This window comes from Bradyrhizobium sp. SZCCHNR1051 (assembly GCF_032489615.1).
Classification (GTDB): domain Bacteria; phylum Pseudomonadota; class Alphaproteobacteria; order Rhizobiales; family Xanthobacteraceae; genus Bradyrhizobium.
This window is the reverse complement of sequence record NZ_JAUEYJ010000001.1, coordinates 1-18,864: the sequence shown is the minus strand read 5'-3', so window position 1 is coordinate 18,864 and position 18,864 is coordinate 1. Positions and strand designations below refer to the sequence as shown.

General features: G+C 64.8%; 16 protein-coding genes and 1 tRNA gene. 13 read left to right on the top strand and 4 right to left on the bottom strand.

Going from position 1 to position 18,864, the window contains the following annotated elements; genetic code table 11:
• Positions 1-49 precede the first annotated feature (49 nt).
• Positions 50-970 carry a septal ring lytic transglycosylase RlpA family protein gene (locus tag QW868_RS00085; RefSeq protein WP_316178239.1) on the bottom strand — a complete coding sequence of 307 codons (921 nt, stop codon included), beginning with the start codon at positions 968-970 and terminating at the stop codon, positions 50-52.
• A gap of 920 nt (positions 971-1,890) precedes the next feature.
• Here QW868_RS00085 and QW868_RS00080 point away from each other — a divergent pair.
• Positions 1,891-1,980: transfer RNA gene (locus QW868_RS00080), tRNA-Ser, on the top strand.
• 116 nt (positions 1,981-2,096) lie between these two features.
• Here QW868_RS00080 and QW868_RS00075 read toward each other — a convergent pair.
• Together QW868_RS00075 and QW868_RS00070 are read right to left on the bottom strand one after the other, a co-directional pair.
• Positions 2,097-3,530, bottom strand: coding sequence for a hypothetical protein (locus QW868_RS00075; protein ID WP_316229800.1), 1,434 nt, complete (start codon positions 3,528-3,530; stop codon positions 2,097-2,099).
• Positions 3,531-3,810: 280 nt separating this feature from the next.
• The gene (locus QW868_RS00070; RefSeq protein ID WP_316229638.1) at positions 3,811-4,539 is read right to left on the bottom strand and encodes a Spy/CpxP family protein refolding chaperone; all 729 of its coding nucleotides are present in this window, start codon (positions 4,537-4,539) and stop codon (positions 3,811-3,813) included.
• A 408-nt stretch (positions 4,540-4,947) separates the two neighbouring features.
• Here QW868_RS00070 and QW868_RS00065 point away from each other — a divergent pair, with 408 nt between their 5' ends.
• From QW868_RS00065 to QW868_RS00010, 12 genes are all read left to right on the top strand, one after another.
• Positions 4,948-6,288, top strand: coding sequence for an ABC transporter substrate-binding protein (locus QW868_RS00065; RefSeq protein WP_315757472.1), 1,341 nt, complete (start codon positions 4,948-4,950; stop codon positions 6,286-6,288).
• A gap of 123 nt (positions 6,289-6,411) precedes the next feature.
• Entirely contained in the window at positions 6,412-7,347 is a 936-nt protein-coding gene (locus QW868_RS00060) for a sugar ABC transporter permease (protein ID WP_315737945.1), read from the top strand.
• Positions 7,347-8,258: a carbohydrate ABC transporter permease gene (locus tag QW868_RS00055; protein ID WP_315737944.1), complete on the top strand. Its 912-nt coding sequence runs from the start codon at positions 7,347-7,349 to the stop codon at positions 8,256-8,258. Before QW868_RS00060 ends, QW868_RS00055 begins: the two co-directional genes overlap by 1 nt.
• Positions 8,259-8,277: 19 nt before the next feature.
• Positions 8,278-9,378: a sn-glycerol-3-phosphate ABC transporter ATP-binding protein UgpC gene (locus QW868_RS00050; protein ID WP_315737943.1), complete on the top strand. Its 1,101-nt coding sequence runs from the start codon at positions 8,278-8,280 to the stop codon at positions 9,376-9,378.
• A gap of 28 nt (positions 9,379-9,406) precedes the next feature.
• Positions 9,407-10,405 carry a hydroxyacid dehydrogenase gene (locus QW868_RS00045; RefSeq protein WP_316229637.1) on the top strand — a complete coding sequence of 333 codons (999 nt, stop codon included), beginning with the start codon at positions 9,407-9,409 and terminating at the stop codon, positions 10,403-10,405.
• 252 nt (positions 10,406-10,657) lie between these two features.
• Positions 10,658-11,068 carry a hypothetical protein gene (locus tag QW868_RS00040; RefSeq protein WP_315774757.1) on the top strand — a complete coding sequence of 137 codons (411 nt, stop codon included), beginning with the start codon at positions 10,658-10,660 and terminating at the stop codon, positions 11,066-11,068.
• 176 nt (positions 11,069-11,244) lie between these two features.
• Complete coding sequence (locus QW868_RS00035; protein WP_316229636.1) at positions 11,245-12,036, top strand: transporter substrate-binding domain-containing protein; 792 nt, start codon at positions 11,245-11,247, stop codon at positions 12,034-12,036.
• Positions 12,037-12,311: 275 nt separating this feature from the next.
• Complete coding sequence (locus tag QW868_RS00030) at positions 12,312-12,680, top strand: hypothetical protein (protein WP_316229635.1); 369 nt, start codon at positions 12,312-12,314, stop codon at positions 12,678-12,680.
• 91 nt (positions 12,681-12,771) lie between these two features.
• Positions 12,772-13,164 carry a FixH family protein gene (locus tag QW868_RS00025; protein WP_315779891.1) on the top strand — a complete coding sequence of 131 codons (393 nt, stop codon included), beginning with the start codon at positions 12,772-12,774 and terminating at the stop codon, positions 13,162-13,164.
• A gap of 78 nt (positions 13,165-13,242) precedes the next feature.
• A complete protein-coding gene (locus tag QW868_RS00020; RefSeq protein WP_316229634.1) occupies positions 13,243-14,667 on the top strand; it encodes an efflux RND transporter periplasmic adaptor subunit in 1,425 nt (474 codons plus the stop codon).
• The gene (locus tag QW868_RS00015; protein ID WP_316229633.1) at positions 14,664-17,837 is read left to right on the top strand and encodes an efflux RND transporter permease subunit; all 3,174 of its coding nucleotides are present in this window, start codon (positions 14,664-14,666) and stop codon (positions 17,835-17,837) included. The genes QW868_RS00020 and QW868_RS00015 overlap by 4 nt, the downstream gene beginning before the upstream one ends.
• A 69-nt stretch (positions 17,838-17,906) precedes the next feature.
• Positions 17,907-18,188 (top strand): GNAT family N-acetyltransferase, encoded by a 282-nt coding sequence (locus tag QW868_RS00010; protein WP_315779885.1) that lies wholly within the window; start codon positions 17,907-17,909, stop codon positions 18,186-18,188.
• A 330-nt stretch (positions 18,189-18,518) separates the two neighbouring features.
• On the opposite strand, the gene QW868_RS00005 is transcribed toward QW868_RS00010, so the two are convergent.
• Positions 18,519-18,864 (bottom strand): hypothetical protein (locus QW868_RS00005; protein ID WP_316229632.1); only part of this gene is annotated, 346 nt, incomplete at its 5' end.

Here is an 18,864-nt window from a genome sequence, read left to right as displayed (position 1 = left end):
CCGCCCCGGCATGGGGCGGTTCACGTGAACAAGCCGTGCTTGGCGGAGTTCAGTACAGGCCGCGGCCGCTCATGATGTCGCGCGCCTCGTTGGCGCCGTCGTTCGGCTCTGCCCTGCCCTGCGAGACGTAGCGGCCGTCCTGGTCGTAGGACACAGCGCGCGGGTTCTCGAGGTTGCGGCCCCGCGTCCTGCTGGACGCCGACATTTCCGAGGTCGCGCCGATCGAGGCGAGATCAGCCGAGCCGTTGCCGAGCGTATAGGGGCGCCCTTCGGGCAGCGGGATCTCGCCGCGAATCGGACGGCCTGTGCCCATCTCGGGCACGAACGGCCTGGCCGAGGCGACGCGCACCAGGGACGGTGCCGGCGCCGGGATGCCCGTGCGCAAGGTCGCCATCAACTGGACGTCGTCTGAGCCCTCCAGCGGGGCACGGCCGACATACTCCACCCGCACCTTGGCGATGCCGTTGCCCTTGAACTCGAGCAGATCGGCCGCCTTGTTGGAGACGTCGATCAGCCGGTTGCCGTGGTATGGCCCGCGATCATTGATGCGGACAATGAGCGATTTGCCGTTGGCGAGATTGGTGACGCGGGCGTAGCTCGGCAGCGGCAATGTCGGATGGGCGGCCGTCAGCGACGTCATGTCGAAGACCTCGCCATTGGCAGTCAGGCGGCCGTGAAAATCATCGCCATACCAGGACGCCATGCCCTCGGCGCGATAGTTCGTATCCTCCTCAGGAACGTAGGTCTTGCCGGCGACGGTGTAGGGCTTGCCGATGCGGTAGACGCCGCCGCCCTTCGGCACCGGCTCGCCGAAGCCGACGACGCGCGGGCTCGACGACACGCCGTATTTCGGATCGACCTTGCTGGCGAACTTGTTGGACGAGGCGCAGTTCGCGACCATCAGGCAGGCGAGGACGGCGACGGCACTGCGCACCGCTCTCTCGACCGGATCTGTTTGACCAATCCCCATCGACCCCAATTACCAATGTGCCGGTCGCAGCCGGGCCATCCCATCAGCCCCGCGCGCCGCGCGCTTGTCCCCGCGAGTCGCGTCCCCCGCAACTCAACGCACAAGGATAACGCAACCCGAACACGGCGGAAATGGGGTAGGCCCCGCCGTGGTTAACCGGAGCTTTCCGGAGGACGATAGCCGCCTAAGCGTGCGCTCCGCTCCGCCTCCTCGTTGCGAGTGCACCTTTTTGGACACATATGTTGCGTGAAATCCTCACTTGAGAGTGTTCTCATTTCCCGGGACCTGAATCATTTTGACTGTGCAGGGCTGCACGTCGTTTGCTTCACGTGGGGCGCAACAGGGTGTGTTCGCTATGATCGAAGCAATGACGGCAGTGATGGGCTTGGTTGGCGCCGGGATCTTCCTTGCTCATGCGTTTGAAGGGGTCCGCTCGCGGGCCTGATTCCGGACGGATCGGACAGCCGACGTCATGGTCGGCTCTCGTCCGCTTCAAAGATTTCGTCCGCTTCAATAACGACACTTCAGGAACATCCCTGAAGCCGGCAGTTTCGACCAACAGATCTTTCAGACCGCTCTTCGTCCGGTCCTCCGCTTCTTCCGATCGACGTGAGGTCGGACCGGCAGCCCAGCTGTAGAAGGTGGCCCATGCGATACCCATACCTACGACGTCAAGACGTTGGACGTCCGGACTTGCTTTCGAGCAGCTTTCTCGCCCTGGCAGCGCTGAGCACGGCAGTGTTGTGCTCGAGTCTGATGGTTTTCGCACTCCGCTAAGCCGCGGGCTTTGAGCTGATGCCGTTCGGGCAGGCGTGAATGCGCCGTTGACGAGCCGCAAGCCAGCACCCTAAACAAGGATCGCGTCGATCTCGCGCCCCCGCGGCGTGGACGTCGCCGACGTCCCGGAGACGACGCCGGATGGAAGGGTGGCCGAGTGGTTTAAGGCACCGGTCTTGAAAACCGGCGTGCCCGCAAGGGTACCGTGGGTTCGAATCCCACCCCTTCCGCCAAGTCTCCTTCCACGTCCCCGAACTTGCCGCTGATCCGGGACCCGATGGATCGGCTGGCCGCGCACAACGCTGGCGAGCGCGCCCGCAGCCCCCCCTGCTCAGAGCTGCGCGTCCGGTCAACGACCAGGGTGCGCTCCATGGCTTGCCTGCGGCGCGCGGTGGCCGTTCACGGCGCCGGCGGTCTCGGGGGGCACGCCGACCCGCTCCATCAGTTCGCGAACGTCGCGGATGCGGTTGTCGAGAAGGCCGTGCATCTCGCTGAGCGTCCAACGCAGCTCATCCAGCGCGCCCGGCGCCGCGTCGGGAAAATGCGAGAGATGATAGACCATCTCGTTGAGGACCTGCCGCAGCCCGTACAGGTCGTCATGGGCGAGCTTCTGGACATCGAGCTGGCCGAGCAACCGCTGCACGAAGCTGCGCCGATCGGGCGGCACATGGCGCAGATCGACGAACCGGTTGACGTGGAAGGCTCGCGGCGCCTCGGCACTGCCGGCCGCTTGGGCCAGCGCGAGGCGCACGTTGTCCGCGTTGAGATCCTCGGTATCGACGGAGAGCGTGTTCGGGAACAGGCTCTTGTAGCGTTCGATCAAGGCGTGGGTCTTGTCGTAGTACCAGCCGAACTTGTCGGCCAGCGACAGATCCATCCATTGCTGCCTCGACATCTCTCCGAAGTGGAAAGCGGTCGGACGCTTGCGCTGCGCGGCTGGCGAGTCGGCGTAGTAGAGGTGGTTCTGCGGCGACAGCTCGGCATTCTCCACCAGGCTTGCGATGCACGCCGCCCGGTCGCGCCGGCGCAGATGCACCAGCGTGACCTGATCGCCGAGGAGCTCGGCGATGATCGGCAGCACGGCCGCGTAGCCGTTGCCGACGACGCAAGCATGGGGGCAATCGAGGATCGTCTGACGAATCTGATCCGCGAAGCTGGGATCGTTGGTTTCCTTGAGCTGGCAGAACAGCTCATTGAGCTCGCTCGACGCCCATTCGTGCACGGCCCTGTCGCCGTTGCCCTGGTTGTCGAACACCTCCTGCATCATCCGCGTCAGCGACGTCGTGCCGTCCCGGCCGGTGCCGACGCACAGCACCCGCAGCGTGGAAGGTGGAGAATTCCTCAGGGCCGCGTCGCGGCCATTGCCGGAGGGGCGCGTCGCTCCATTGTCCGAGACCACGGCCAGGCGCTTACGCGCCAGCCGGCGAAGCTCCGCGGACGCCGCCTCCCACTCCAGCCTGTAGCCGTCGCGCTCGTCGCGCAGGCGGCCCATGATCACGCCCCTCTCTTCGGTGATGCGCCTGTACCGCTCGGACTCGTCCTTCGCAGCGACCAACTCCGCTTGCAGCGCATCGACGAAGCGTTTCACGTCCGCATCGAGGCGGCTTTCGGTGCTGGCGGTGCCAATCCCCAATCGGTTCTCGATCCACCGGCGCAGTCGCACTCTCGACAACAATAATCCTCCAAGAAATCGAGCCGAACGGCCTGCTGATCGTCTGCCGCCCGATCGCTGCTGCGATTCAGCACGCCTGCGAAGGCCGCCCTGCCGGCTCCGGCTCTCCATGTAATACAATTGCAATGTACATCAAACCTGCATCGCAATTCGGTTGCAGAGGCAGCGATGGTGGCCGGCACGTTGCGCGAGCCGCGCCCGCTCATGCCCGATAAATGTGCATGCCGCGGAGCCTGCTTTCTCCCGACCATGCCGTCAACGCGACCAATTGCCGTTCCTAGGGTATTAATGTACCGTGATGCGGCGCGACCGCGGTGGTCACGCGTCACGGCATGCCGCAGGCGCCACTGCTGCCAACGGGCGCAGCCCCGACGACGCCAACTCCGTTGAGCTAGTCCAGTCCGCGCTCGCGACTCAGGCGCACCATCTCGTCGATGAAGATCTGCTTCTGCTTGTCGCCGAGGCTGGTGAACAGCGGTTCGGACGTGTCGGCCACCGCGCGCTGGTCGGCGGCCCGATCGACCAGGAACTGAGCCTCGTTGCGCATCTGCTCGACGATGTCATCCGGCGGATCGCGCTTCGACCGTGCGATGCGCAGCTCGAGTCGATCCGCGCCGTTGCGGCCGAGCGCGTGCATCGCGTCGGCGAACGGACCCCAGTTCTTCGCCTGCTCTTCCGTCAGGTTCAGCCCGGTCTTCAGGCGCTCGATATTGCTGTCGCTGTTGGCGACGATCTGTTCGGCCGTGAGTTGCGGGACGCCCGGCTGCGTCAGCATCGGCGTCGCCTTGGCGACCTTGCTCGTCTTCGTCGCCTTGGAAGGCTTCGCCTTCCTGCCCTCGGCCGGCGGTGCCTCGGGCTGCGTACTCTGCTGGCCGCTGTTGCCGGTGAACGCCCCGGTCACGCCGGTAACCACGCCGACGACACCGCCGATCGCGCCGCCGAGCACACCGCCGACCGGCCCCGCCGCCTTGTTGCCTTCGCGCGCGCCCTGCTCGACGCCCTTGAACAGGCCCTGCGCGGCAGGCTGACGCGGCAGGCCCGCGAGGCCGATGAGGCCTATTGACACTCCTATTGCGATGCACCGGAAAGACCGGCGCCAAATGCCGGCGGGGCTCGTCATCATCAGTTCAGGCTCCGTGCAACACGTCCGACCGTCGCGCGCAGTCGCTGGTCGTGACGGCCATGATTCCAACGAATTCTATCGTTGCCGCAACGCGCAAGTCCATCGGCCGCATGCAGTGCGATGCATCGAGCGCGTTCGGCTAGACTGATTCCGGCTCTGCTTCCTGCTCTGCCGGGACGCGCCTTGCACTGCAGCGCTCAGCGCTGCGATGCAATCAGTTACGGACCTGCGACGAATTGTGCCCGCCATTAGTTCAAGGATTCGCCTCACCTGCTTTCTCGACAGCCGCTCGCAATTCTGCTCTGATTGCACCCAAGCGAAATCCATGCGCGCATGACGCGACGCAACAACTAACAAATCGGATTCGCATCGACAGAATGCTTGGCTCACCAGGGAGGGAACGCCATGTCACGGAGGAAGCTGAACCGCCGACAATTCGTTGCTGCGACCGCTGCCACCTCGGCGGTCATGATTGCCGCGCCCTATGTGCGCGGTGCGTACGCCGCCGGCAAGCTCTCGATAGGCTTCTGGGACCATTGGGTTCCGGGCGCCAACCAGGCCTCGACCGATCTCGTCAACGAGTGGGCCGCCAAGGAGAAGGTCGAGGTCCAGATCGACTACATCACCAGCCAGGGCAAGAAGATCGAGCTGACGATCGCCGCCGAGGGCGCCGCGAAGTCCGGCCACGATCTGATCGCTATGCCGACCTGGTGGCCGCATGCGCATGCCGAACTGCTGGAGCCGGTCAATGACATCATGGGGCCGATCATCCAGGAGAATGGCGAGGTCAACGGCACCGTCAAATATCTCGGACAGTCCGGCGGCAAATGGCTCGCCGTGCCGGCCTGCGTCGGCAGTCAGATCAAGGGCCCCTGCACCCGCATCGATCTCATGAAGAAGCATGCGGGCATCGACGTGCAGGAGCTGTATCCGGCTGGCTCTCCACCGAAGGCCGACAGCTGGACCACAGAGACCTTCCTGAAAGCGGCGGAGGCCTGCCAGAAGGCTGGCGTGCCGTTCGGCATCGGGCTCGGCGAAACCACCGATAGCGTGGACTCCGCCGGCGCGTTCTTCCAGGCGTATGGCGCCGAGCTGGTGAATGCCAAGGGCGATGTCACGGTGAAGACGGATGCCGTGCGCCAGGCGCTCGAGTTCTACAAGCGGCTGATCGCGGCACTGCCGCCGGATGTCGCCTCATGGGACGACGCATCGAACAACAAATGGCTGGTCTCGGGCAAGGGCGCGATGATCATGAATCCGCCGAGCGCCTGGGCGGTGGCCAAGCGCGACGCGCCGCAGATCGCCGAGCAATGCTGGACCCACGGCTTCCCGGCCGGCCCCAAGGGCCGCTTCGCGCCGTTCCTGCCCTACTTCTGGAGCATCTGGTCGTTCTCCAAGAACAAGGAGGCCGCCAAGAGCCTGATCGTGCACCTGTCGAAGCCGGCATCGATCGAGAAGATGGTGGTGGCGAGCGGCGGCTACGATCTGCCGGCCTATCAGAAGCTGACGACGCTCAAGGTGTGGCAGGAGGAGGGACCGCCGAAGGGGACGCTCTATCACTATCCCAACCCCTATAATCACCAGACGCTGTCGATCGCAGCCTCCCCTGCTCCGCCCAAGATCGCGCAGCAGATCTATGCGCAGGCAACGATGACCAAGATGTGCCTGCGCTACGCCCAGGGCGAGAAGATGGAATCGACCCTCGCCTGGGCCGAAGGCGAGTGCGAAGGCTTCATGCGCAGCTGAGGCATGTTGAAGCAACGCCGGCGGTCCGCTTCAGCAGGCGGGCCGCCTCCTTTCACCTTGTCAGTGTTCCCCATCCAGTGAGGACCCCGCCGTCGCGGGGGACATCACGAGGAGCCTTTTTTCATGGTTGATGCCGCCATCGGTGAAAACGCCGTCGCCCGCCCTCGCGCGGCCCGCCGCAATGGTCTGCACAGGGCGTTGAAGCGGAAATCGACCGCCGCTTTCCTGATGACGCTGCCGCTGATCCTGCTGATCGTGCTCCTCGTCGTTTATCCCGCCCTGTATTCGGTGCATCTGGCGACGCTGAACAAGTCGATGCAGCGCTTCGTCGGTTTCGGCAATTTCGAGTTCCTGTTCAAGCGCGACACGTTCTGGCTGGTCGTCAAGCAGTCCTGCATCTTCGCGATCACCGCCGTCGTGTTCAAGGCGCTGATCGGCTTCATCGTCGCGCATTTCGTGCACAACATCCCCGCCAAGGGGCAGCGCAAATGGCGCGGCATGCTGCTGGTACCCTGGGTGATCCCGCCGGCGATGAGCACGCTGGCGTGGCTGTGGCTGTTCGACCCGTCCTACAGCGCCTTCAACTACACGCTCGCCTTCTTCGGCATCGGCCCGATCCCGTGGACCGGCGACGCCGCCTGGGCGCGGTTCTCGGTGATCCTGGTCAACATCTGGTACGGCGCGCCGTTCTTCATGATCATGTACCTGGCATCGCTGAAATCCGTCCCGGAGCAGCTCTACGAAGCCGCAGCGATCGACGGCGCCAATTGGTGGCAGCGCATCTGGTACGTGACGCTGCCGATGATGCGCAACATCATCGCCATCACGACGCTGTTCTCGCTGATCGTGACGTTCGCCAATTTCGACATCGTCCGCATCCTCACCGCCGGCGGCCCGCTCGACAAGACGCACATCTTCGCGACCTGGGCGTTCCGCGTCGGCATCGAGGGCAGCGACATTCCGCTCGGCGCCAGCGTCTCGCTGTTCATGGTGCCGATCCTGGCGGTGGCCGCCATCTTCATCCTGCGCGACGTCAACAAGCGGGGGAACGAATCCTGATGAGCACCGTCACGATCGACAAGGCCGGCCCGACCCGCAACGTCAAATATGGCTCGATGAGCCGCGACCGCGCCTGGGCGCTGCGCTGGTCGTATTTCTTCCTGACGCTGTTCGCGATCTTCTCGCTGGTGCCGCCGCTCTACATGCTGATCACCTCGCTGAAGGGCAGCGCGGAGATCTCCGCGGCGACCAATCCGTGGTGGGTATTCCACCCGACGCTGGAGAACTATCTCGAGCTGCTGACCTCGAACCAGTTCATGCGCTTCTTCTTCAACTCGGCCATGGTCTCGATCGTCGTCGTGATCATCACCATGCTGATCAGCATCCCCGCGGCGTTCGCGCTGTCGCGGATGAAATTCTGGGGCTCGGCCACGCTCGCGACCGGCGTGTTCCTGACTTACCTGATTCCGGACAGCCTGCTGTTCATCCCGCTGTTCAAGATGTTCGCGCTGATCGGCGACGTCACGGGCATCCAATTGATCAACCGCTGGTACGTGCTGCTGTTCATCTATCCGACGCTGACGGTGCCGTTCTGCACCTGGATCATGATCGGCTATTTCGCGTCGATCCCGAAGGAGCTCGACGAAGCCGCCATCATCGACGGCGCCTCCTGGCTGCAGACGCTGACGCGGATCTTCATTCCCGTCGCCCTGCCCGGCCTGATCGCCGCGACGATCTTTGCCTTCACCGTCTCCTGGGCGCAGTTCCTGTATCCGCTGGTGTTCACGACCTCGACCGACCAACTGGTGCTGCCGGTCGGCATCGTCACGAGCCTGATCAAGGGCGACGTCTTCAACTGGGGACAGATCATGACCGGCGCGCTGCTTGGCGCGGCGCCGCCGCTGATCATCTACGCGTTCCTGATGGACTATTACATTGCCGGACTCACGGCCGGCGCGACCAAGGGCTGATGACGGGGGTTGACCACACATGGCTGAAGTGAGCTTGCGCAAGGTCGTGAAGCGTTATGACGACGTCGAGGCGGTCAGGGGCATCGATCTCGATATCGCCGACCACGAGTTCGTCGTGCTGGTCGGCCCGTCCGGCTGCGGCAAGTCGACGACATTGCGGATGATCGCAGGGCTCGAGGACATCTCCGACGGAGACATCACCATCGGCGGCGACGTCGTCAACGACGTGCCGCCGAAGGACCGCGACATCGCGATGGTGTTCCAGAACTACGCGCTCTACCCGCACATGACGGTGGCCGAGAACATGTCGTTCGGGCTGCGTCTGAAGCACTATCCGAAGGCCGAGATCAAGAGCCGCGTGGCGGAGGCCGCGCGCATGCTGGATATCGCCGACCTCGTCGACCGCAAGCCCAAGCAGCTCTCCGGCGGCCAGCGCCAGCGCGTGGCGATGGGCCGCGCGATCGTGCGCAATCCCAAGGTCTTCCTGTTCGACGAGCCGCTGTCAAACCTCGACGCCAAGCTGCGCGTGCAGATGCGCATCGAGATCAAGAAGGTGCACCAGAAGGTCCGCACCACGACGGTCTACGTCACCCACGACCAGGTCGAGGCGATGACCCTGGCCGACCGTGTCGTGGTCATGAACAAGGGCCGCATCGAGCAGATCGGCACGCCGAACGAGCTGTACCACAATCCAGCGACACGCTTCGTCGCCGGCTTCATCGGCTCGCCCGCGATGAACTTCGTGCCGTGCCGGCTCGAGGAGGCCAATGGCCGGCTCCACATCCGCCTCACCGACCGCATCGCCTTTCCGCTGCCGCCGGCGCGCGCCGCGCGCTATCAATCCGTGTCGCGAAATGAGCCGCTGCTGCTCGGCATCAGGCCGGAGCACATCACCGAGACCAAGCCGCATGCGGAGCCTGGGATTGAGCCGTTCGAGGCGCTGCTCGACGTCACCGAGCCGATGGGCATGGAGACGCTGGTCTACTTCACCCTCAACGAGACGCCGGTCTGCGGGCGGGTCAACCCCAACGCCGGCGCGCGGGATGGCAGCCCTCTGCGCATGGCAATGGACCTCAACAACATGCACCTGCTAAACGAGGCGACCGGGCTCGTGATCTGACGAGCACAAGAAGCTTCAAGGGCAGGATATGACCACCAGGACGGCAACCAACAAGAACAAGATCCTCGTCACGGAATCCTTCTCGGCCAAGGGACGCGCGCTGCTCGCGGCGCGCGACGACGTCGAGATGATCGAGTTCCCCAACATGATCTCGGCGGCGGACTTTTCTGCGCTGCTCACCTCCCATGCCCCGGTGCATGGCGTCGCCCTCGGTGCGACCCGGTTCGGCGAGCCGGAGCTCGTCGCTGCCGGCGACATGAAGGTCGTGACCCGGATCGGCGTCGGCTTCGACGCGGTCGACGTGCCGGCGCTGAGCCGCCACAAGGTGCCCTTGATGGTCGCGGGCACCGCGAATTCGCCGTCGGTCGCCGAGCAAGCGCTGTTCATGATGCTGACGCTGGCAAAGCGCGCCAACGAGATGCATGCGATGGTCAGGGACGGCACCTGGGGCGCGCGGCTCGGCGTGCTGCCGTTCGATCTCTACGGCAAGACCGTGCTGATCATCGGCTTCGGCCGCATCGGCACCCGCACCGCCAAGCGCTGCCTGGCGATGGAGATGCACGTCCTGGTCTACGACCCGTACAAGCCCGCCGCCGATATCGCCGCCGCCGGCTGCGAGCCGGTGACCGACCTCGACGCCGCGCTGCCGCGCGCCGATTTCGTCAGCATCCACTGCCCGAAGACGCCGGAGACCATCGGCCTGTTCAATGCAGCGCGTCTGCGGCTGATGAAGCCGTCCGCCTACCTGATCAACACCGCGCGCGGTGGCCTGATCGACGAGGCAGCGCTGTACGACGCGCTGGTGTCCGGCCGCCTCGCCGGCGCCGGCCTCGACGTGTTCGAGCAGGAGCCGCCGCCGGTCGGCCACGCGCTGCATGCGCTGCCCAACGTGATCATGGCGCCGCACGTCGCCGGCGTTACCCGCGAGGCCGTCGACCGTATGAGCGAGCAGACCGCGCGCAACATCCTGAGTGTGCTCGACGGCGATCCGATCCGGCAGAACGTGATCAATCAGGACGTGCTCTGAGTCGCGAGCTGGTACCGTCCTCGGACTGACCCATGCTCAGTTCTCACGAATAATCATGGCCGGGCTCCGTCCCGGCCATCCATTTTTGGAGAACGGGCCGGCTGAGTCGAGCGTCCTCCTGCACTCCTCGAGATCCTCATCCACCGCTTTGTTGCCCAAATTTGAACGCATTATTGCATCTCGCCCAGATTTCGCTACAACTATAGCTATTGGCGTCGGCGTTTGCGCGCGTCAGTAGGAACAGAGGCGATCATGAGTGTTGCGACGGAGCACGCGCTCGCAACGATAGCGAGCATCCTCGACAAGCCGGAGTCTGCGAAGCGTGACGACCGGGCGGCCGCGCCTGCTCCCAACTCTCCCGCCAAGAAAGCCGCAGGCACGGTGGTGTCGTTCGATCAGGCCGACGGCTACACCAAGATCGGGCCCGGCCCGATCTCTGCGATCCGCTTCCGCTGGACCGCGCGGCGCGGCGAAGACGGTTACTACGTCGACGAGACCGTCGGGCCGACCTCGATCGCCGTCAGCAGCGGCCCGATGACGGCCGAAGCCGCCATCGACATGGTCGACACCCGTGCGCACGAGGCGGCAGAGCGCTTCGAGGCGCTGAAGAACGAGATGACCGGCAAGGGTGCGTTTGCTCCGGTAGGACCCGGCCGGACCTAGCGCTCCGTCGCCCCGCATCGTTGAACGATGCGCGGCATCGCCTGGTGGACCAGCATCGACTGCCGGCGGCGGCCGTGAGCCGCTCCGAACGGTACGACAGCCGCCTCTGCCCCTCGTCCCGCGACACCGCTTCGTATAAGAAGAACCTCGTCCCACTCAAGCCGAGGTGTCGCATCATGGGGTTCTTCGATCGTCCGCTGTCCGTTCTGACTGGGCTCGTCCTCGTCTGCAGCCTTGCCGTCCCGGCGGCCGCCGAGCAGGCCTCGCGCCTCGACGAGATCATGCAGCGCGGTAGCTTGCGGGTCGGCATGACCGGCGACTACAAGCCCTTCACCTATCTCGACAAGGCCACCGGCAAATTCTCCGGTTTCGACGTCGACATGGCCGAGTCGCTCGGCAAGGCGCTCGGTGTCAAGGTCGAGTTCGTGCCGACCAGTTGGCCGCAACTGATGAAGGATTTCGAGGCCGACAAGTTCGACGTCGCCATGGGCGGCGTGTCGATCACGCTCGACCGCCAGAAGAAGGGCTACTTCTCGACCGCGATCATGCGCGAGGGCAAGACGCCGATCGCTCGCTGCTCGGACACGTCGAAATACCAGACGCTGGCCGATATCGACAGACCGGGCACCCGCGTCGTCGTCAACCCCGGCGGCACCAATGAGCGCTTCGCCCGCGCCAACGTCAAAGCCGCCGACATCCGCGTCCACACCGACAACGTCACCATCTTCGACGAGATCGCCAAGGGCGACGCCGACCTGATGATGACGGACGCCTCGGAGACGCGTTATCAGCAGAAGCTGCATCCCGGCGTGCTCTGCGCCGTCCACCCGGAGAAGCCGTTCGACTTCTCCGAGAAGGCCTACTGGCTGCAGCGCGACGTCGCCCTGAAGGCGTTCGTGGATCAGTGGCTGCACATCTCGACCGAGAACGGCAGCTATCAGGCCATCTACAAGAATTGGTTTGATTGACGTTGGCATCTGCCCCGCGCGACTCCTGTCGGAACCATCGCTTCAAACCGGGCGCGCGCCGGAGTGGCAGGAATTCACCAGACCTTCGGTCGTCATGCCCGGCTCGCCCGGGCATTCACCCCGGCTTGCGGAATCTACCCCATGGGGGTATATCGTGGTCGATGACGTCGACCCTGGCAGCCATCGCGTCCGCGATGGCGCAGTTTGACCCGTCTCAAGGACTGCCTCCAGAAGCGCAGTAAGGTATGGTGCGGTCAAGGCAAACTCGGATCCTGATGCGGCTTGTTCGTACCATCCTGGCGTTCGCGATCGCCCTCTCGCTGGCGATGCTGCCGATTGGCGCATCGACGGCGGCGGTCGCAATGTCGTCGAACGACATGCAGGCAAGCATGGCCATGGGCGATGGCGCCGACATGTCGATGGACGAGTGCTGTCCTGACGACGTGAAGGGGACGAGTTCCCCGTCACACGGCGACAAATGTGGGATGGGTTTCTGCTGCGCCGGCGGAACGGTTGCCCTCGGCGATATCAGGACCATCGTCGTCGCTCCACTCGCCATCGCGGCGACCACGCTGGCACTTCCCGCCGACCAGGTGGCCTCCCTCGATCGCGGCAGTCCTCCTTTCCGACCTCCTCGAGTCTGATCTCGTTACCGACGCGCGCGTGCCTGCGCGCCGACAGCAGACGTGCGCGCCATCGGCGCCACGGCCGAGATCCATTCATGAGGACAGGACCATGCTTTCCAGACTTAGCATCGCGGCGTTCGCCGCCACCCTTTCGCTTGCCACATCAGCCGCCTTGGCAGGCGTGACTGACTACACGTTCGAGCCGGTCACTCCGGAGATGAAGAAGGGCGACGATGTCACGGTCGCCATTCGTCTCACCAACAAGCAGACCGGCAAGCCGGTCGCCGACGCGGTCATCTTCAAGACGCGCGTCGACATGGCCCCCGACGGGATGGCCGACATGGTGTCGGACGTGGCGCCGCTGCCGTCGAAGGAACCGGGCGTCTACGCCTTCAAGACCGACCTGCCGATGGCCGGGCGCTACCAGGTCACGCTGTCCGCCAAGGTGCAGGGCGAGCCTGAGACGGTCACCGGCAAGGTCATCGTCAAGGCGACGAAGTGAGCTTCGCGGGGCGCTCCCGACGAGCGCCCCCAGTCTCCCAACGGATAGCGCGCGCCCAGCGCGCCTCACGGTGATGCCATGAACACGTTGCGTCTGCTCGCGACCATTGCGGTCGGTGCTGGCCTCGGCTTGGGTGGGCTCGTATCCATCCAGACCACGCCTCCGTCGTTTCGCGCCCCTCTTGCCGCCGCCGCGGCGGATCGGATGCCGCTGTACTATCGCGACCCAAGCGGTGCCCCCGCTTGGTCGGCGACCCCCAGGAGGGACGATCGCGGGCACGACTATCTGCCCGTCTATGACGACGATCAAGCGGGGCCGGAGCCGGCCAAGCCGAAGCAGCAGGCGGACTCCTCACGCAAGATTCTCTACTACCGCAATCCGATGGGCCTGCCGGACACGTCTCCCACTCCGAAGAAGGACCCGATGGGAATGGACTACGTTCCGGTCTACGACGGCGACGAGGCCGACGACGGCGTGGTGAAGCTGTCGCCCGGCAAGATCCAGCGCAGCGGCGTGAAGTCAACGCCGGTCGAGCGGCGCACGCTCCACGTCGCGGTGAAGGCGCCGGGCACCGTCCAGCTCGACGAGCGGCGCATCTCCGTGATCGCGATGCGCGCCGAAAGCTTCGTGCAGAAGGTCGCCGACGTGACGACCGGCACGCGCGTCAGAGCGGGCCAGCCGCTGATGGAGATCTATAGCTCGGCGATCGCGGCGGCCGCCGCCGAATATCTCTCCACCATCAATTCCAACATCGTCGGCGGCAATGCCGCCTATGGCCGCGGCTCGCGCCAGCGGCTGACCAATCTGGACGTGCCGGAGCCGGTCATCGCGGCCATGGAGAAGTCGCACGTCGCCCCCGTGACGGTGCAATGGTCGGCGCCGCGCGACGGCATCGTGCTCGAGCGCAATGCGATTGAAGGCATGCGGGCCAATCCGGGCGACGTACTGTTCCGCATCGCCGACATCTCGCTGGTCTGGGCCCTGGTCGACGTCGCCGAACGCGACCTCGGCAGCATCGCGGTGGGTCAGCCCGTGATGATCCGCGCGCGCAGCTTCCCGGGGCGAACCTTCGCTGGCGCGATCGCGGTGATCTATCCCCAGGTGAACAAGGACACGCGGACGGCGCGGGTGCGGATCGAGCTCGCGAATCCGGACCTCGCGCTGCTGCCTGACATGTATGTCGATGCCGAGATCGAGACCGCAGGCCCGGCGCCGGTGCTGGCTGTGCCGGCGGATGCCGTGCTCGACACCGGCAGCCGCCAGGCGGTCCTGATCGATAAGGGCGACGGCCGCTACGAGCCGCGCGCCGTCAAGCTCGGCCGCCACGGCGCCGGCTATGTCGAGGTGCGGGACGGTCTGTCGGAGGGCGAGGCGGTCGTCACGTCAGCCAACTTCCTGATCGATGCCGAGAGCAACCTCAAGGCCGCGTTGAAGAGCTTTGCCGAAGCAGCTGAGCAGCAGCCCGCCAACGCCGATCACGCCGGGATGGGAGCGCACAAATGATCGCCCGCATCATCGCCTGGTCCGCGCGCAATCTCCTGCTGGTCCTGTTCGGCACCGGCTTCGCCGCAGCCGCCGGCTTCTACGCGCTCATTCATCTGCCGCTCGACGCGATCCCCGATCTGTCGGATACACAGGTCATCGTCTACACCGAATATCCCGGTCAGGCACCGCAGGTGATCGAGGATCAGGTCACCTATCCGCTGACCACGGCCATGCTCACGGTGCCGAAGTCGAAGGTCGTGCGCGGCTTCTCGTTCTTCGGCGTCTCGTTCGTCTACGTCATCTTCGAGGACGGCACCGACATCTATTGGGCACGCTCGCGCGTGATGGAATTCCTGAACAGCGCAGCGTCGCGGCTACCGGCGGGAATTGCACCCACGATCGGCCCCGACGCCACCGGCGTCGGCTGGGTCTATCAATACGCCGTCATGTCGAAGGAGCTGAACCTCGCCGACGCCCGCACGATCCAGGATTGGACCCTCAAATTCGCATTGGCCAAGGCCGAGGGTGTCGCGGAGGTCGCGAGCATCGGCGGCTTCGTCAAGCAGTACAACGTCGTTCTTGATCCGCAGCGGATGCGCGATCGCGGCGTCAGCATGCAGAAGATCCGCGACGCGATCCGTGCCAGCAATGCCGATGTCGGCGGCCGCACCGTCGAGCTCTCGGAGTTCGAATACGTCATCCGCGGCAAGGGCTACATCAAGAATATAAACGACCTCGGCAGCATCGTGCTGAAGACGTCCGGCGGCACGCCGGTGCTGCTGCGCGACGTCGCAACCGTCGAGCTCGGTCCGGACGAGCGGCGCGGCATTGCCGAGCTCAACGGCGAGGGCGAAGTCGCCAGCGGCATCGTGCTGCAGCGCTTCGGCGTCAACGCGCTCGATGTCATCGAGAACGTCAAGAAGCGCTTGCACGAGATCGCGAGCAGTCTGCCAAAATCGGTCGAGATCGTTCCGGTCTACGACCGCTCGAACCTGATCTATGCCGCCATAGCCACGCTCAAGCACACCCTGCTCGAGGAGAGCATCGTCGTCGCCCTCGTCTGCGTCGTCTTCCTGCTGCACGTCCGCAGCGCCCTGGTCGCGATCCTGATGCTCCCGGTCGGCGTGCTCATGGCGTTCGGCGCGATGAAACTGCTTGGGCTCGGCTCGAACATCATGAGCCTGGGCGGCATCGCGATTGCGATCGGCGCCATGGTCGATGCCGCGATCGTCATGATCGAGAACGCCCACAAGCACCTCGAGCGGGCCAAGCCCGACCAATCGCGTGTTCAAATCCTGATCGACGCGGCCGCGGAGGTCGGCCCTGCCCTGTTCTTCAGCCTCCTGATCATCACCGTGTCGTTCATGCCGATCTTCACGCTGGAGTCGCAGGAAGGCCGGCTGTTCAGCCCGCTCGCCTTCACCAAGACGTTCTCGATGGCGGCGGCCGCGCTGCTGTCGGTCACGCTGGTGCCGGCGCTGATGGTGATCTTCGTGCGCGGCAGAATCATTCCCGAGCGCCGCAACGTCATCAACCGCTTGCTGATCTGGATCTACCGGCCCGTCATCAAGGGCGTGTTGCGGGCCAAGACGATCGTAATCCTTGCCGCGGTCGCGGTGCTCGCCATCTCCATCTGGCCGGCGCGCCAGCTCGGCACCGAGTTCATGCCCAGCTTGAACGAGGGCACGCTGCTCTATATGCCCACGACCCTGCCCGGCATCTCCGTGACCAAGGCCGCGGAGCTGATGCAGATGCAGGACCGCATCATCAAATCGTTCCCGGAGGTCGCTTCGGTCTACGGCAAGGCCGGGCGGGCGGCGACCGCAACCGATCCCGCGCCGATCGAGATGTTCGAGACGGTCGTCAACCTCACGCCGAGGGATCAATGGCGCCCTGGCGTCACGATCGACAGCCTGATCGCCGAGATGGACAAGGCGCTGCAATTCCCCGGCGTTTCCAACGCCTGGACGATGCCGATCAAGGCCCGCATCGACATGCTCTCGACCGGCATCCGCACGCCGATTGGCGTGAAGGTGATGGGCACTGATTTGACCGAGATCGATCGTCTGGCAAAGCAGATCGAACGGGTCATCAAGACCGTCCCCGGAACGTCCTCGGCCTATGCCGAGCGCGGCATCGGAGGCTACTACCTCGAGATCACACCCGACCGCGAGGCGCTCGCTCGTTACGGCCTGCTGGTCCAGGACGTCCAGGATACGATCGCGGCTGCGCTCGGCGGCCAGACGGTCACCACCACGGTGGAGGGCCGCCAGCGCTTCACGGTCAACATGAGGTATCCGCGCGATCTCCGCGACAATCCGAAGGCCATCGCCGACGATGTCCTGGTGCCGATGCCGGCCGGCGGCGCCGTGCCGCTCGGCGAGGTCGCCAGGATCGAACCGGTCCGGGGACCCACCTCGATCCGGACCGAGAACGGACAGCTTGCAACTTACATCTATGTCGACATCCGCGATCGCGACATCGGCAGCTACGTCGCCGACGCGCAGCGCGCCGTCACCGAGAACATCCAGTTTCCAGCCGGCACTTACGTGGTCTGGAGCGGCCAGTACGAATATCTGCAGCGGGCCGCTGCCCGCCTCAAGATCGTCGTCCCCGTGACGCTCTCCATCATCTTCCTGCTGCTCTATCTGAACTTCAGGGCCATGACGGAGACCCTGATCGTGATGCTGTCGCTGCCGTTCGCGCTGGTGGGCGGCATCTGGATGATGTGGTGGCTCGGCTTCAATCTATCGGTCGCCGTCGCGGTCGGCTTCATTGCACTCGCCGGCGTGGCCGCTGAGACCGGCGTCGTGATGCTGATCTATCTCGACCACGCGCTGGCCGAGATGAAAGCCAGGCGGGCCGCTGAGGGCGCGCCCTTGACCCGGCGCGATCTCCAGGACGCGATCATGGAGGGCGCCGTCGAGCGCGTCCGGCCGAAGATGATGACCGTGGTCGCCATCATGGCGGGTCTGCTTCCGATCATGTGGAGCAATGGTACGGGCTCAGAGATCATGCAGCGCATCGCCGTCCCCATGATCGGCGGCATGATCTCATCGACTCTGCTCACTCTGATCGTGATCCCCGCCATTTTCGGTCTGGTGAAAGGACGCGGCCTGTCATCCGGCAGCACAGCGGCGCGCGGCGCCTCTGGCGATGGATCGGAACCGGTGGCAGAGGCGGCTTGAGCCGAAGCTTCGAGACGGAGGTTAGGTCATCGCCCTGCCGCCAGGCTCGCTTGGACACGTCGACGGGACTTGCGGATCGCGCGCTCGCGGTGGCACGCGAGAACAGCCGTCTTCCAATATGCTGCCTTGGGGGAGCTGCGCGACCTGCGTTGCGCCGACAGCGCCATTGCCTCCCCTCGTCTGGCGCAGGACACGTGCTTGCCGAGTGATTACGCCCATTGCGGCACCCTCGGCATAGGTCTGCTGCCAGCTCATCGCGGCCGCGGAATTGGTCGTGCTCTCATTCGACGGACGATGGACGCCGCGCTTGCCTTCGGCCTCACGCGCATCGAGCTGACCGTGCGCGAGTAGAACATGAATGCGATCGCCTTAAGGACGTCGGCTTCCGAGCCGAAGGGCTGCAACGCAACGCCGTCCGCATCGACGGCCGCTATGAGAACGTGATCTCGACGGCGTTCGTGGTAGCGTGAGTGTAGCATAGTACGATGATTTCGCTGCTGTGGATGTCTCCGGAGAGCATTATCGCGGGGCTTATACAAGACGGCGGTCGGGGTCTCCATTGGGATACTGCGGATTCCGAGATGAGGCCGCAGCCGGAACCTGACATGGAATGTCCAGCAGGACGCAAAACGCAAAGTCCTGCAGTCATTTCAACGCGAAGACCCATGTCCAGTCCTTGCGCTAAAAATATTCACCTTTCGTTTTTCCGGAAACTATGATTGACTGCCGCCATCCCACCTCAACGAGAGGGGCGTTGCGCGCGATCGTCACGACACGCGAGGTGGGGAGGCGATGGCCGCGTTTTGCCGCAGCGTGCTTGCACGCGGACGAACGGCACGGCGCGGACGTGAAATCGCAGCGTCCTGACACCCCGATGCTGGTGTCCAGCGCAGTGCGCGCAAGCGCATTGTCGCCATGGTGGCCAACAAGCCCGGCGCACCAGGGAGACTGCGTATAAGGTGCGCCGTGGAAAGGCGCGGTTCTTGAGAGGGTGAAAGTCCCTTCCGGCAAATGTCGTTCCAGCCGG

Bases quoted from the DNA above. Each gene is read 5' to 3' on its own strand.
- QW868_RS00075 (WP_316229800.1), bottom strand. From the start codon at position 3,530: ATGGAGAGCCGGAGCCGGCAGGGCGGCCTTCGCAGGCGTGCTGAATCG.
- QW868_RS00055 (WP_315737944.1), top strand. From the start codon at position 7,347: ATGAGCACCGTCACGATCGACAAGGCCGGCCCGACCCGCAACGTCAAA.
- QW868_RS00040 (WP_315774757.1), top strand. From the start codon at position 10,658: ATGAGTGTTGCGACGGAGCACGCGCTCGCAACGATAGCGAGCATCCTC.
- QW868_RS00035 (WP_316229636.1), top strand. From the start codon at position 11,245: ATGGGGTTCTTCGATCGTCCGCTGTCCGTTCTGACTGGGCTCGTCCTC.
- QW868_RS00045 (WP_316229637.1), top strand. From the start codon at position 9,407: ATGACCACCAGGACGGCAACCAACAAGAACAAGATCCTCGTCACGGAA.
- QW868_RS00070 (WP_316229638.1), bottom strand. From the start codon at position 4,539: ATGACGAGCCCCGCCGGCATTTGGCGCCGGTCTTTCCGGTGCATCGCA.
- QW868_RS00030 (WP_316229635.1), top strand. From the start codon at position 12,312: ATGCGGCTTGTTCGTACCATCCTGGCGTTCGCGATCGCCCTCTCGCTG.
- QW868_RS00020 (WP_316229634.1), top strand. From the start codon at position 13,243: ATGAACACGTTGCGTCTGCTCGCGACCATTGCGGTCGGTGCTGGCCTC.
- QW868_RS00060 (WP_315737945.1), top strand. From the start codon at position 6,412: ATGGTTGATGCCGCCATCGGTGAAAACGCCGTCGCCCGCCCTCGCGCG.
- QW868_RS00065 (WP_315757472.1), top strand. From the start codon at position 4,948: ATGTCACGGAGGAAGCTGAACCGCCGACAATTCGTTGCTGCGACCGCT.
- QW868_RS00085 (WP_316178239.1), bottom strand. From the start codon at position 970: ATGGGGATTGGTCAAACAGATCCGGTCGAGAGAGCGGTGCGCAGTGCC.
- QW868_RS00050 (WP_315737943.1), top strand. From the start codon at position 8,278: ATGGCTGAAGTGAGCTTGCGCAAGGTCGTGAAGCGTTATGACGACGTC.
- QW868_RS00025 (WP_315779891.1), top strand. From the start codon at position 12,772: ATGCTTTCCAGACTTAGCATCGCGGCGTTCGCCGCCACCCTTTCGCTT.
- QW868_RS00015 (WP_316229633.1), top strand. From the start codon at position 14,664: ATGATCGCCCGCATCATCGCCTGGTCCGCGCGCAATCTCCTGCTGGTC.